The organism is Streptomyces sp. NPDC005181 (assembly GCF_040608395.1).
In the GTDB taxonomy this organism is placed as follows: Bacteria; Actinomycetota; Actinomycetes; order Streptomycetales; family Streptomycetaceae; genus Streptomyces.
Genome location: NZ_JBEXID010000131.1, coordinates 1 through 13,433 on the forward strand (window position 1 = coordinate 1; position 13,433 = coordinate 13,433).

Here is a 13,433-nt window from a genome sequence, read left to right on the forward strand (position 1 = left end):
CCATGATCACGGTGGCCGTACTCATGCCCGCAGGCGCCCCATCACCCAGCTGGCCAGCACCGACGCGTCACACGACCGCATCTACAGCTGCCGTGATAGAGAGCCGACCTGCGCGGACCGGGATCGACCATAACCCTCCTTATCCGTGACCGAGGTCGAACCAGTTGACGAGCACGAGATCCGCCAGCTGCCCACACTGGCTGCAGGTGAAGGTGAGATAGGCGTTGTGGGTGCCGGTAGGGATGTAGGGATCTGATCTCCACCGAAGCAGCCTTCCACGACTGCCAGTCGCTCGTGTTAGGGGGTGTCACTCGCCGGGGCGTGGTGAGTGCCGGCCGCGAAGGGCAATGACATTCGGCGCTGGGTGCATGAGTCGTTCGCGGAGCTGATGGTTTTCCAGCGTGAGTTGGTTGACTGTTTTGACGATCGCAGGAACATCGGAAAGAGCTCCAAGAGCCGCCGGGAGGTCCCGCTCCCTGTGGGGCTCGGAAAGTCATCGCTGCACGTCATGCCACGTATGGATATTCGTTGATGGCGCCGCCGAGGATGCGGGTGCGTAGTAGTTGGCGGCCGTCGGGGGTATGGACTGAGGTGGGCTGTTCGATGGCGTCGGGTGGTCGCTGTTCCCGGGCCCGGTGGGGTCGATGCCCGTTGTAGTGATCTTGATACTGAGTCAGGACCTGTCGTGCGTGGGCTTCGTTGAGCACCAAGACGTGGTCCAGCGCCTCGCGGCGGATACTGCCGATCACTCGCTCGCAGTGGGCGTTCATGCGGGCAGGGGTGCGAGGAGCAGCGTGAGGAGACGCTTCAACGGCCTCACCCGCCGACATGACCGGATGAGGCCGCCGATGCCCTCAGGTCATGGCGCCGAACGCGCCCGCGAAGTACACCAGCGGCCAGGCTTCCACCTGGTGCTCGAAGTGTCGGGCGTCGCCGACGAAAATGGTGTGGTCCCCTCCGGGGAGTGCCGCCGACACATCGCACGCGACGGAGGCGATGGCGTCCTTGAGCACCGGAACACCGTGCTCCTCGCTGACACTCACGCCTGCGAACTTGTCCTTCTTGGAGGTCGCGAAGTTCTTGGCGAGCGCTTGACCGCCTTCCCCGAGGATGTTGACGGTGAATCGTCCGTGCTCGGCGATCGCGCCACGGGTGAAGAGGCGGTTGCTGATGCAGACGATCAGCTGCAGGGGGTCCATCGAAAGGGACGTGACGGCACTGGCCGTCATGCCGATCGGGGCGTCCCCCGACCGGGTAGTGATGACGCTGACCCCCGAGGCGAGTCGGCTCATCGTGGCCCGGAAGGCGTGCTTCATGTCAAGGGTTTCGGGCATCTCAAGGCTCTCGGACATCGGTAGACCTCCCTGAAGATTGATCTGAGCCCTGTGTTGTGGGTGAGTTGGAGCGTGCTCCAGTGCCCATTAACGACGGGGAAACTGATGTGATCCATGCAGCGAAGCGGGTATTGCGTGTGTTCCAGGTGGTGGCGGCGGGTCAATGCCGCAGCCGGTCCACCAGATCCCTGATCTCTCTCGAGGGCTCTACGCTCCGGTCGGCCGGAAGCCTTGCCATTTGGAAACCGCTTTCACCACAGGCAACGCTCACCGGCGAGGGCTCAGCCCTGGTCGGGGGCGAGAACGAAGGTGTGCCGGAGCAAGGTGTAGGGCTGGTCCGTGCGGTCGCTGTACGGTCCGGTTCCGGCTTCGTGGGAGGCGAAATCGACCACGAGCGAGTCCTTGACGCCGAAGACCGGGTCCTGCTCCAGGTACAGGTCGTCGGACGGAAACAGCATCGTCGTCACCCGCTGGAAGCCGGGCGCGTCGATGACCACGTGGACATGAGCGGGGCGCATCAAGGACCGGTCCGCGACCCGCATGAGCTCGCCCACCGTTCCGTCCCCCGGAATCGGGTAGCTCGCCGGGCGGATGGAACGAAAGGCGAAGCCACCCTCGCCGTCACTCCGCAGCAGGGCGCGCATCGCGGTCTCCTGCAGGCCCGGGACATCGACGTCGTAGTGGCCGTCGGCGTCGCTGTGCCACACGTCGACAGCCGCGTCGGAGACCGGCTCGCCCTTGTGATCGGTCACCAGACCCTCGAAGAAGAGCGGGGTACCCGTGAGGCCCCCGGAGATTTCGGCGGCGTGGGAGTGCTCCGGCCGGTCCTCGCGGAAGTAGGGGCCGATGACGCTGTTCTCGGTGGCCACCGACTCGCGCTGGTGGTTCAGCGCGTCCACCAGCATGGTGACGCCCAGGACATCGGAGAGCAGGATGAACTCCTGCCGCGTCGGGGTGCACAGGTGACCGGTGCGGGTGAGGAAGTCGATGCCGGTGGCCCACTCTTCTTCGGTCAGTCCTACCTCGCGGACGAAGGCATGGGCGTGACGGACGAGCGCCTCGAGAATCTCGGCGGTACGGGGGTCCTTGGCGCCGTCCAAGGTGGCGATTACCGCATTCGTGATGGTTTCACTGTTGGGGTCACGCATGAGGGGCTCCCTGGTGATGAAGCTGTTGTGGTGGAAAGTGCGCAGGAGAGGATCAGGCTGGGCGTTCGCCGGCCCATGCCCGGGTCAGCAGCGCCCTGGCCGATGAGCGGTCCACCGGGCGCGGATTCCAGTAGGCGTTCTGGACGATCAGGTCGGCTGCCTGGTCGATCCCCGCTTCCGGCATGCCCAGGTCCCTCAAGGTGCGGGGGGCGCCGAGTTCTCCGACGAAGTCGAAGAGAGCGGCCGCTGTACCGCCCTCGGAGCCGGGAAGCGTGCGTGCGATGCGCTCGACGGCATCGGGCGCGGCTGCCGCGTTGAAGGCGAGGACATGCGGAAGCACCACCGTGTGCGTCTCGGCATGCGGCAGATTGAACGTGCCACCCAGCACATGACACACCTTGTGATGCAGCGCCATCCCGACTGACCCGAGGCAGGTACCGGCCAGCCAAGCGCCGTACAGTGCCCCGGCGCGTGCCTCCGGGTCGTCCGGGCGCCGTATCACCGCCGGCAGGGAACGGATCAGTGCGTCGACCGCCTCACCGGCCATGAGGTTCGCGATGGGGTCGTGGTCCTGTCCGTAGAGCGCCTCCACCGCGTGCGCCAGGGCGTTGACGCCGCTGACCGCAGCCACGGCGGGAGGAAGCGTCAGCGTCAGGTCGACGTCGTACACCACGGTCCTGGGGAGGACCTCGGGCAGTCGTCGCGTGGTCTTGCGGGCGCCTTCGGTCTCCCCCAGGATCGGAGTTATCTCCGATCCCGCGTACGTCGTGGGCAGCGCCAGCTGCGGAAGTCCGGTCCTGGCCGCGATGGCCTTGCCGAGACCAATCGTGGATCCTCCTCCGACGGTGAGCACACCATCGGCCTTGACCGACTGGACGTACGCCACCGCCTTCTCCGTGACCTCGACCGGTGTGTGCCTGGTCGCCTCGGCGAAGTGCCCGACCGTCGCTGCGCCCAGGAGGTCACCCATCTCGGCAGCCTGCCCCGCCTGGTTCGGGGTGGACAGCACCACCATGCGCTCGCAGCCCATGAGCACGACCTCGTCAGGGATACGGCTGCGTGTCCCCCTGCCGAACACCACCTTGGTGACTTGTCCCCGATGAACGAACGCTTTCATCAGAATTCCTCACTCTGACACCGACTCATGCATTCCGGACAAACATTTTGCCGAAAGGGAACCGTTGTCCACCGGAGTCTCGTCATCCGAAGGGCGAGGCGTCAAGAACCGGGGGCGTGCGATTTCGCGAACCCGTTCATCGGACCGATGACTGATTTCGTGAGCGCCGTCATTTAGCACTTCCAGTCCGGTGAAGCGCATCACTTGGTCGAGTGATACGAGATGGGTCGAGGATCCCTGACGAGCAGGGGGAATCACCCATTCATGCGATACGCGTCCGGGCTGACGGGTAAACCCTGGGCGACCAGGCGAAGAGCTCGTGCTCGCATCGAGACCGGCCGGGCAATCGAAATATCGGGAGCCGCCGTGAAAACCCCCCGGAACGTACACATTCGATGGCCTCACATATCTTGTGGACACCGATGGATACGCCCTGGTGATCGATGCGGAGGGCAGGATCATCGGAGAAGGCCAGGACTTCTCCGGCATCGTGCAGGAATATCTGGGACGGGAATTCCTTGAATAGTGCGACCGACTCCCGGCCCATATCCTTCCGGCACATCTCGCCATGGCCGTCGATGGCGAGCGGACGAATCGAGGTCAATCTCTCATTTCAGCCTGTTCCACGAAGGCGTAGCCGACATGGATCACTTGAAGGTGAATGCACCGTCCGAGAGCGTCAACCGTACATCCATGAGATACTAGTGCGTAGAGGGCGACTTGAGCATTTCGGTGAAGGCGTCGAGGGCCTCGTCGAGCGCATCGTCATACGAGAGATCACAGAAACGGTAGAAGGACTTGCGGCCGGTGGCCAGCATCGGACCTGCGACAGACGCGGCCAAGGCCATTTCCCTTGACTCACGGTGCAGACGATCAGCAGTCACAATCCGGTTGATTGCGCCGAACTGTAGCGCCTCCTCCGCGGAAAACGGCACGCCGGTGATGATGTTCTGGAGCGCATGTCGGGGCATCAGCCGCTGGAGCGGTGGCACCTGGGCGATCATCGGCCAGATTCCGATGCCGGCTTCGAACGTGCCGAGACGGGCTTCCGGGACGGTTACCACGAGGTCGCAGGCACACGCGATCGAAAAGCCTGAGGCAAGGGCGTCACCGTTGATCGCGGCCACCAGAGCTGTGCCGATCTGCGGCATCAGTTTCAGCAGTCTCACGAGCGCGGTGGCAAATTCGACAGGATCGCCACCATTTTGGATCTCCGCGACGTCGAGTCCGCCACAGAACTTTTCACCGGCTGCGGTGAGCACGATCGCAAGCACAGCTTCGTCTTCATCAGCAGCGGCGATCGCGTCGTGCAGTTGGTTCATGATATCGGGATTGAGTAGATTCTCATTCCCGTTTGCCAGCTTGATGGTCACGACAGCGCCATCACGCTGACTTTGGACGGCAGTCAATTCCGAGGCCGACATGGCTCACATCCTATCGCGTGGCATTGGGCTACTGGGGTAAACATTCACCGCGGTTACGTGCTGTGACGGTTTTGAGCGTGGGTGGCGGCGGGTGACGGATGGTCAGCGGCTGATTGGGGGGTCAGGCGCGGGCTGCGGGTGGGAGCCAGGTGGTTCCGGTGACCGCGTCGCGAAGCATGGCGAGCGTGATGTGCCGGTGCCATGAGGTCGAGGAGCCGTAGCGTGGGCGGGGCCCAGCGGTTCCTGTCCGCGTTCAGCGGCATCTCCCCCCACTCCCGACCCCGCGCCACCTACACACCGCCCCCGACTACCGAGCCGAAATGACCGTCCGCTTCGCCAACTGTGAGCAGATCAACGGCGCCGTCGGCCAGCCCGCGACGACCTGATCCAGGGTCAACGCCCCAGGCCGACGACGCCCTTGCGCACCGTCAGGCACTCACACTCGCCACAACGTGACAACGCCCGTTGAGGGCAGCCGGACCGCGTTTATGGACGGCCTCCTGAATCGCCGGCGGGCGAAGCGCGCTGCCGATGTGCTCGGCCCGCGGGCTCTTGCGGGCCGAGCACATCGGCAGCGGTCATGCGTCCTGGGTCTTTATGTAGTCGGGCTGATCCTTGTCGTCCAGGGAGAAGCCCTGGTTGGCTGCGGCGGCCCGAGCGAGCGCAGGCTCGCTAGCGACGGGAGTTACCGAGGCGAACAACTCCTCGCGCTCGGCGACGGCGCGTGCGGTCATCTCGTCGGTGGTGCCGAGACCGATTGCCTCGCGGGCCAGTTCGGTGATGGAGCCGCCGGGGTCGGTCGAGATGCGCTGCATCGTCAGCAGCTTGATGAGGAACAACGGCGTGCCCTGGAACCTCTCGAACGACCTGAAGCGTCCGGCCCAGTCGCTGAGGAACCGGTCCTGGACGAACTTGAAGAGCCGCACCTTGTCGTGCGCGCTCAACGTCGTGCCGTGGAACATCTCCAGAAGCCTGGTGCCGATCTCGGGAACCTCGAAATCCTTCTCGCTCGGCGACAACACCGCTGAGCGGCCACACATCTCCACGAGCTTCTCCGTCAGCCGGCCCACATTCTCGAGGTAGTGCGCGCGGCCGAAGTCGTAGAAGATGTTGTTCGGCTTGCACAGCCCCCTGGGCGTCACGAACGCGGTCGCCTCCGAAGCGATGCTGAAGGCGCGCAGCGTCTCGTGGAAGCGGACGAGGTCGGCGATGTCGGATCCCACGACCGGGTGCTGAGCCGTTCCGGTTGACTGTGCGACGAGGACCGCCAGTCCGGTCATGAGCTCCGCGTTGACGATCATGTGGTGCAGGGTGTCGGCGTGCTCGAAATCGAACGTACGCTGCGCATACAACCTGGAGTGATCGACGTTGCCCAGGTGGTAGATGTGCTCCCACGGGATGAAGACGTCATCGAAGTACGCCATGGAGTCGAGTTCGTCGCCGAGGCTTGACAACGGCCGCTCGAAGGCGGACTCGGCGGGTGTGGCGTTGGAACGGCGTCCCACGTGCGTGACGTTCGGGTGGTTCACCGGGACGCTCGCCCAGATGATGTGCTCCGGTTCTGTCCCAGGCTTCACTATGTTGCCGAGCAGTATCGTGTCGGCAAATATGACCGCGGTGGAGACCCCCTTCCAGCCGGCGACCACGATGCCTTCGTCATTGCGCTCCTTGACGCGGAGCATCGGGTTGCGTGCGGCCACCGAGGGGTCCGAGCGGTCGCGCTGCACGTCGTTGAGCAGGGGGACCGTCCAGAGGTCCGCGTCGCGGTTGGCCTCGAAGTCCGCGATGATGTTGCGGGCGAGGTCGACGGTCGCGGGCGTGTCCTTGGACAGCTCAGCCCAAGGGGTGGTGTCGTCCACGAAGGCGTACCAGTTGCCGTTGTTGCTCTGGGGGAGGCGGCCGAACGCGCCGCCGCCAAAGCTGCGGATCACCTGGTTGGCGTAGTCGCGCCGTCGTTCGAGGTCGTGCTGGTTTCGCGGATACAACCAGCCGACCGGGCGTCGCGTGCCGTCCTCGTCGACGAAGGTCAGGGAAGCCTGGTTCTCGGGCTCGTGATGCAGGTCGTAGAAGCGTGCGGCCTGCGCGGCGTAGCCACGGGTCAGAGGATGTTTTGTCACATCCTCGATGCGCTCACCGTCGATGATGACGTTACGCCCGTCACGTAGAGATTCCAGGTACTCCGCACCGGTCCTCATGGTCATGCCTCCAGTTCTCCGGGGATGCGGCTCATCGTCGCGGTTAAGGCGTTAATAAGACCGCGAACAGGGTGTTAGCTTGGTGTTTAACCGTCGATCTTGCATGAGGGTTCGTCAGCTCGCTGACGGACCCTTTCTGCTTGTTGGGAGCGGAGATTTCAGCCTGTGGGCAGGTTGATGGCCCTGCTGTCGCGTCGGGTGGGCGCCGGGTTCCACGGCTCCGGTCGGGGTGGTGCTGCTCGTAAGCTGGTTCTGCGCGGTGTCGTGGAGGCAGGTCGGTAAGGCCGGTTGAGCGGGCGGTGCGGAGACGGTCCTCGGCGCGGGCCCGCTGGCGGTGGCGCAGTTCCAGCGCGGCGATCGTGGCGTCCTTGGTGTTGGTGGCGAACGCCGTCAGGCGCATGCCGTCGGCGTCCGTGAAACGCAACTGGGCACCGGGATGCGGGCGTTCCTTGCGGACGATCAGCTGCATGCCCGGCGCAGCCGTCCAGGACATCTCCGGCGAGTTCGGCGACCCAGGCACCGTCACGGATCTCGCCGCTGGGCTCGAAGGCCGGCGTCCACGCCGAGGCGGGAACCCGCAGCACTGCCTGGTGGATCTGCTCGGTGATGGTCATGCCGACCGAGTACGACAGCCACCGTCCGCGCGCGGTGAGCCAGCCGAGGAACTTGTGGGTACCGCCGGCGGAATCGGTGCGGATCAGGGTGTGCCGACCGCGCCGGAACTTCCCCGGCAGCTGGGCCAGCGCCAGGCGGGTGGTCTGGATGTGGTCGGCGGCGGTGTTGCTGCCCGCTCTGCCCTGCCGCAGCAGCCCCGCGACGGATTCTCCGGAGCCGCCGCGTCCGTGATCGACGAAGGCCATGAGCGGATGATGTCCATAGGTCTTCTTCCCGGTCCGTGTGGCGTCCTCCTTGTCGGAGTGGGCCAGCACCAGCACGCCGTCGATGTCCACGATCACCTGCCCGACGGCGTTCGGGGCATCGGGCCCGGCCAACCGCCATATGCGGTCGCGGACTTCGGCCCGTGCGGTGCGGATGGCGGCCAGTGCCCGAGAGCCCGCTGCGGGGAGAGTGTCGACCAGCCGGGAGACGGTCGGGTCGGAGGCCACCGGCCCGAAGAGGGCCGGTTCGGCCCTCAGCATCGCGACATCGGCCAGGCAGTCCCCGCCAAGTGCGACCGCGAGCGCAAGGTCCAGCAGGATCTTGCCCGGGTCGTGCACCGCCCGCGGCTTGCACCACGGCGCAAGCGCCGCCGACAACGCAGCATCCACGCCGCCCTTGCGGACCATCTGTGTCGGCGATCGCCTGGTAGGAGCAGCCGAAGCGCAGGAGCTGGAGCAGCTTGTCGAACACGACCCGGTCGCTGATCCGCGGGCGGTGGCAGCCCAGCGGGTGGGCCGATCGTAGACCGACCGCTGCGGCAGCAGCGCCGCGGATTGGTCCCAGAGGGGTTCGGTCAGCCATGATGGCAGGGCAGGCACAGGTCTCCCGGTGATCACAGAGCGTCGCAACTCCATGATCAACAGGCCCTGTACCTGTTCTACTACCGAGGTATCCCATCGCGCCTATCTGCGCGAGCCCTTATTGGCGCAGTTGGGTGACAAGTCGGCGAACCTCGTTGGACGGCGCGACGTCGAGCTCCCTCATCCGTGCGACGTACCGCTGATAAAGCGTCAACACTGCGTCATCGCTGCCGCTGGCATACTCAAGCTGGATCGCGAGCTGCCAGGCCTGCTCGCGGTAGGGATCGTCGCGGAGCACATAGTCGACCAGACCCTTCGCCTCACGAAGACGGTTCAATCGATAGGCCAACTTGGCTGCGTCGACTCTGGCCGACAGCAAGATCTCGGTCAGAGCCACGCGACGCTCCGCGGCCCATGTGTCTGACACCGTTGCCAGAAATGCGCCCCCCTCTGCACTGCTGAGGGCGTGCAAGAGCGTCTGGAGTCGAACCTCTCCGTGTTGCCTTCCGGCTTGCGCGACAATGTCAACAGCTCGCTGGCCCGAGCCCATCGCCAGCTCCGGGCCAACCAAACTGAAGACATCCCCATCCTGCGACGGCGCAAGGTCTGCGGGGAGCGCCTGGCGAAGCCGGAAGAGGGCCTGGCGCAGGTAGCTTCGGCCGGCAGCATCGTTGCGGCCGTCGAAGAGCGCGCCGAGAAGCTCATCGCGTGTAGCCCTCCGGTCAGGGCTTACGAGCAGATAGCTGAGCAGCTCCACACTCTTCGTCAGGCGGGGCTGGACCACATTCCCGTCGACCGTGAGAATCGGCTTTCCGAACTCCTCGAGGACGAGACGTGGCGCACTCACATTCACGCGCACGGGGTGCCGGCCCGAGAGCACGGCGAGGACCTCGTGATAGCTCGACATGCGACTGGGCTTGGTGTCCGCCGCCCTGAACGCAACCGATGGCATGTCCGCCAACGCTGTCAGCAGCAAGTGATGAGTCCCGTGGGCCGAGGCAGAGACGATGGCCAGCTCTGCCGTGGCGTCGGACTCATCCTCGAGGCCGAGCCGCCATTGCGCCTCGGCCAGGTACACCGCAGCCGTCGGGAGATCGAGCTGACGGTCTCCTCTCTGCATACTCAGCAGGCATGCCGAGAGATGCTCCTGCGCCTCAGCATCTCTGCCTTGCAGCAGCATGGAAAGACCCGTCCAAAGCTGCCACGTCTCGCGCGTCAGGGCATAGTCCGAGGCGCCGTTGGCAGCCGCCGCCGCTAGCACGCGGTCGGCACGTTCCCTGTTGCCTTCGAGGCGCAGCCACAGCTTGGCTTCAGCGAGAAGGCTCATGTTCCAGTACACCTTCGAGCCTGTTGACGCAATGAGGTCCCGCCCCCGCTTAAGCAAGGACCAGGCTTCTTCTCCGCGGCCAAGGTCCAGCATGAGATCGACGGCGTCGACGCCATGCAACCAAACCGGCTGCGACGAACCGCGACGAGGCTCGTACATAGCCATCGCGGCTTCCAAGCGCCCTGTGGCGCGCAATGCAGCAACGACCCAGGGACCCCCGAGGATAGTGCGCCACGGGTCGAACGTGCCTGGGTCGTCGAGTCCGTCAAGGCGACCGCGGATGAAGGCCAGGCGCATCAGTAAACCGTCGAGTGGGCCGGAGGGCATCGTTGAGAATTCCGGGAAGGGTGGCGGCTCCTCGCCGGTTGCGCCCGCGATCAACGTGTCGGCGATGCGCCGGTTCCGACCAGGTGGCAGCTGGTCGCCGACGGATCGGGCCTCGTCGATCCGTCCGGAATGCCAAAGGGACCAACAAGCTAGGACGCGGGCCTCCTCCGAGTTGGGAGCCCCCAGCTCTGGAAGCCAGTCATAGCCGTGCCGATCGATGAACTCAACTCCGCGACCCCATTGCTCCAGTGCAAAGGCAACGTGCAAGACGACGGATCCGATCTCCGGAGTCGGGGTCCGGACCGACGCACCCAGTGCATCGAGCCAACGTGCCGCCAGGGCGAAGTCCATCCGCGCAACCAGGCTTGGGAGGGCGGCGGCGGCCAACCGCCCAGCCGCCTCCACATCGCCGAGCCGAAGCAGCTCATCGACGGCTTCCTCGTGCGCGCCGTTGGCGATCAGGACTTCTGTGTGTCTGCGACGCACCTCGCCGATCGTCTTGGCGTCCTCCCGTTCGAGAGCCACCTGTAGGAAGTCGCGGAACATGGGGTGGGGCGTCATGCGCGAACCATCGGCGGACCACGTCACCGGAAGATATCGGCCCCGGAGGTCGGCCATGATGTGCGCGGCATTCTCCTGGCCCAGTGCCCGGGCTCCGTCGACCGATATCTCGCCCAACGGGCTCGTATGAAGCAGGAACGTTCGTTCAGTCAGGGAAAGCGAGTTGAATATGTTTGCGGCGACGTAGGAGTGTAGTGAGTCACGATCCATCTCGCGAGACCGGGCGTGGCGCCACCCCTTGAACAAGACGCCGGTTACCCATCCCTCCATCGCGGCTACTGCCTGCGCGGGGTCCACGTCGACGTCACCGACTATTCGAAGTGCCGCGCTCGCCTCCTGGACGTCGAAGGCAAGGTCGGTCTCGACCAGCTCGCCGACCCGGTCGCGCTCGCTGGTCGAGACCAAGTCGAGCTGGACGTCGACGCGCGAGATCAGTACGAGGTTCGCGTCGGACGGCAGGTAGCGGGCGAAGGAGGACAGCACCGCGGTGCAGCTCTCGTCGGAAGCGATTCGCTCCACGTTGTCGCAGACCACAATGAGCCGACTGCCCTGCAGGCTTTCGGCAAGCAGTCCAGCTGCCTCACCGATCTGAAGGCTGCTGCTCAGAGCATCCGAGGCGACATCCGCTGCACTGGAGACTATGTCCTCGACAGCCGCCTCGATATAGACGAGCAGCCGCCCCGGCGCTTGCTCCGTCCCGTCGAGCGATACCCAGGCAACAGGCCTATCGAGGTCGCGAAGAGCCTGAACGACCGCGGTTGTCTTGCCAGCACCGGCGGTCGCAAAGACTTTCACCACCGTGTGGCGATCGAGGAGCTCGTGTATGCGTTGGCTGAGCCTCTGGCGGTAGACAACCTCTTTTGCAGGCTCGGGGATTGCGAGTTTCCGTCTGATGATCGTGCGGTGGTGCCGACCTGGTGTCTTCGGCCCGCTCGATCGACCGGGTTCGGATTCAACCATCGGAGCAACTTCGAGGATGTCCGGCGGAGCAGACTCCTGCCCCAGCACCCCAGGCCAAGCGTTCCGACATCGCCCAACCTCCGCGCTTCTTAGTGCTTCTCCTGGAGCCTACGTGAACCGGCCCGGGTTCGGTAGAGATTCCGGACTGTCCCGCGTTGGGTGGAGTCGAGTCATGGCACGACCCTCTCCTACCCGCTTGAGGTGCGTGGCCGTGCGGTGCGCATGGTTGCCGAGGTCCTCGGCGACTACCCGAACGAGTCCGCCGCGTTGAAGGCGGTCGCCCAGAAGCTCGGCATCGGCTCGACCGAGACGCTGCGCGAGTGGGTCCGGCAGGACCAGATCGACTCCTGACAGCGTCCGGGGACGAGGATGGAGGAGTCCGCGCAGATCAAGGCGATGAAGAAGGAAATCGCCGAACTCAAGCGTGCGAACGAGATTCTGAAAGCCGCGGCACGTTTCTTCGTGGCCGAGCTCGACCGGCCACATCTGCGCTCGTAGCGTTCATCGACGGGCGCCGGGACCGCTTCGGCGGCGTCGAGCCGATCTGCAGGACGCTCACCGAGCACGACTGCCAGATCGCCCCTTCCCCCTACTACGCCCACAAGAAACGCCTGGCGTCCCCGTCCGCCCGCACGGTGCGGGATACGGAACTCAAGGAGCTGATTCACGAGGTCCACCAGGCCAACTACCGTGTCTACGGGGCCCGGAAGATCTGGCAGGAGCTGAACCGCAGGGCCATGCCGTGGCCCGATGTGTCGGCGTACACATGAACGTGGCTCAGGCAAGATTTTCGTAGCCCGAGATCATCTTGGAGCGAGGGTCCGCTGGTCTGCGTAGTGGCGGCGTAGGTGGGCGATCAGTACGACTCGGTGGCGGAGGAGTGGGACGCCGGGCCGGCCGCCCATGACGCGTTTCTGGAGTTTGACGTCGGTGATGCGGCCTTCGTTGACTCCGGAGTTGTGGGGGGTGGTGATTCCCTGGGCGACCGCTTTCTGGTCTTCGCGTAGGGCGGTGGCGATGCTGGCGAAGGGTGTCAGTCCGCTGTTGGTGAGCTGGTCGAGCCACTCTTGCAGCGGTGCGGCATCGCGGGTATCGAGCATGGCGGCGAACTGTCGGATCAGTTCATGGGTGCGCCGGAGTTCGAGCGTCGACATTGCGCATCCGGTCGCGGAGCCTACAGTTCCATCACCTTTTCGCTAGTTCGTGTCTCTTCTCAGCGAAGTTAGTCGCCGCAGATGCCGCTGACCTGGGTGGACTGGATTGGCTGAGACAGCCGTCACGGCCTGGGATGCCCCCGCTCGCCGGGTGTCCCGTCTCATGCGAATTGGCCCCTGTCTCAGGTGATCTGGTCCGATTCGCTCGTCGTCTCAGGCGATCTGGTCCGTCGGCGCTACTCATGTCATGCGAGACCTCGACCCGCACGGCGATGACACCCCAGGGTCTCGGTGAGCAGCACGCGCCGCTACGGTGGACCGATGGCATCGATCAAGCAGTTCCAAGTCACCTTCGACTGCGCAGAACCTGAGCGCGTCGCTCGTTTCTGGTGCGAGGTGCTGGGGTACGTCGTACCGCCGCCACCG

General features: G+C 65.0%; 12 protein-coding genes and 3 pseudogenes. 5 read left to right on the forward strand and 10 right to left on the reverse strand.

All coding sequences use genetic code 11. From position 1 onward, the window contains the following. Positions 1–506 precede the first annotated feature (506 nt). The 5 genes from ABZV38_RS36840 to ABZV38_RS36860 all read right to left on the reverse strand — a co-directional run bounded on the left by ABZV38_RS36840 (position 507) and on the right by ABZV38_RS36860 (position 5,023). The gene (locus tag ABZV38_RS36840; RefSeq protein WP_356332852.1) at positions 507–830 is read right to left on the reverse strand and encodes an integrase core domain-containing protein; all 324 of its coding nucleotides are present in this window, start codon (positions 828–830) and stop codon (positions 507–509) included. A gap of 24 nt (positions 831–854) precedes the next feature. Then, positions 855–1,352: a flavin reductase family protein gene (locus ABZV38_RS36845; protein ID WP_356332855.1), complete on the reverse strand. Its 498-nt coding sequence runs from the start codon at positions 1,350–1,352 to the stop codon at positions 855–857. A 263-nt stretch (positions 1,353–1,615) separates the two neighbouring features. Further along, entirely contained in the window at positions 1,616–2,482 is an 867-nt protein-coding gene (locus tag ABZV38_RS36850; RefSeq protein ID WP_356332857.1) for a dioxygenase, read from the reverse strand. Between the two features lie 52 nt (positions 2,483–2,534). Continuing rightward, positions 2,535–3,599, reverse strand: a complete 1,065-nt coding sequence (locus ABZV38_RS36855; RefSeq protein ID WP_356332859.1) for a maleylacetate reductase — start codon at positions 3,597–3,599, stop codon at positions 2,535–2,537. Positions 3,600–4,300: 701 nt separating this feature from the next. Then, the gene (locus ABZV38_RS36860) at positions 4,301–5,023 is read right to left on the reverse strand and encodes an enoyl-CoA hydratase/isomerase family protein (protein WP_356332862.1); all 723 of its coding nucleotides are present in this window, start codon (positions 5,021–5,023) and stop codon (positions 4,301–4,303) included. Between the two features lie 216 nt (positions 5,024–5,239). Between ABZV38_RS36860 and ABZV38_RS36865 the strand changes: the two are divergent. After that, positions 5,240–5,409, forward strand: a pseudogene (locus ABZV38_RS36865) (IS6 family transposase); the annotation flags it as partial. Between the two features lie 192 nt (positions 5,410–5,601). Here the strand turns inward: ABZV38_RS36865 and ABZV38_RS36870 are convergent. From ABZV38_RS36870 to ABZV38_RS36885, 4 genes and pseudogenes are all read right to left on the reverse strand, one after another. Continuing rightward, positions 5,602–7,224 carry a 4-hydroxyphenylacetate 3-hydroxylase N-terminal domain-containing protein gene (locus ABZV38_RS36870; RefSeq protein WP_356332864.1) on the reverse strand — a complete coding sequence of 541 codons (1,623 nt, stop codon included), beginning with the start codon at positions 7,222–7,224 and terminating at the stop codon, positions 5,602–5,604. 262 nt (positions 7,225–7,486) lie between these two features. Further along, positions 7,487–8,498, reverse strand: a pseudogene (locus ABZV38_RS36875) (IS1380 family transposase); the annotation flags it as partial. 7 nt (positions 8,499–8,505) lie between these two features. Further along, a pseudogene (locus tag ABZV38_RS36880) lies at positions 8,506–8,696 on the reverse strand (IS5/IS1182 family transposase); the annotation flags it as partial. A 100-nt stretch (positions 8,697–8,796) separates the two neighbouring features. Further along, on the reverse strand, positions 8,797–11,853 hold the full coding sequence (locus tag ABZV38_RS36885; protein ID WP_356332866.1) for a BTAD domain-containing putative transcriptional regulator: 3,057 nt from the start codon (positions 11,851–11,853) through the stop codon (positions 8,797–8,799). A gap of 159 nt (positions 11,854–12,012) precedes the next feature. On the opposite strand from ABZV38_RS36885, the gene ABZV38_RS36890 reads away from it, so the two are divergent. The 3 genes from ABZV38_RS36890 (at position 12,013) to ABZV38_RS36900 (ending at position 12,623) form a co-directional block, all read left to right on the forward strand. Then, the gene (locus tag ABZV38_RS36890; RefSeq protein WP_356332867.1) at positions 12,013–12,204 is read left to right on the forward strand and encodes a hypothetical protein; all 192 of its coding nucleotides are present in this window, start codon (positions 12,013–12,015) and stop codon (positions 12,202–12,204) included. 18 nt (positions 12,205–12,222) lie between these two features. After that, positions 12,223–12,351 (forward strand): hypothetical protein, encoded by a 129-nt coding sequence (locus tag ABZV38_RS36895; protein ID WP_356332869.1) that lies wholly within the window; start codon positions 12,223–12,225, stop codon positions 12,349–12,351. A 137-nt stretch (positions 12,352–12,488) separates the two neighbouring features. Continuing rightward, complete coding sequence (locus ABZV38_RS36900; RefSeq protein ID WP_356332870.1) at positions 12,489–12,623, forward strand: transposase; 135 nt, start codon at positions 12,489–12,491, stop codon at positions 12,621–12,623. A 33-nt stretch (positions 12,624–12,656) separates the two neighbouring features. On the opposite strand, the gene ABZV38_RS36905 is transcribed toward ABZV38_RS36900, so the two are convergent. After that, positions 12,657–13,007, reverse strand: a complete 351-nt coding sequence (locus ABZV38_RS36905) for a transposase (RefSeq protein ID WP_356332872.1) — start codon at positions 13,005–13,007, stop codon at positions 12,657–12,659. A gap of 321 nt (positions 13,008–13,328) precedes the next feature. Between ABZV38_RS36905 and ABZV38_RS36910 the strand changes: the two genes are divergently transcribed. Beyond that, on the forward strand, positions 13,329–13,433 hold a 105-nt coding region (locus tag ABZV38_RS36910), incomplete at its 3' end, for a VOC family protein (RefSeq protein WP_356332874.1).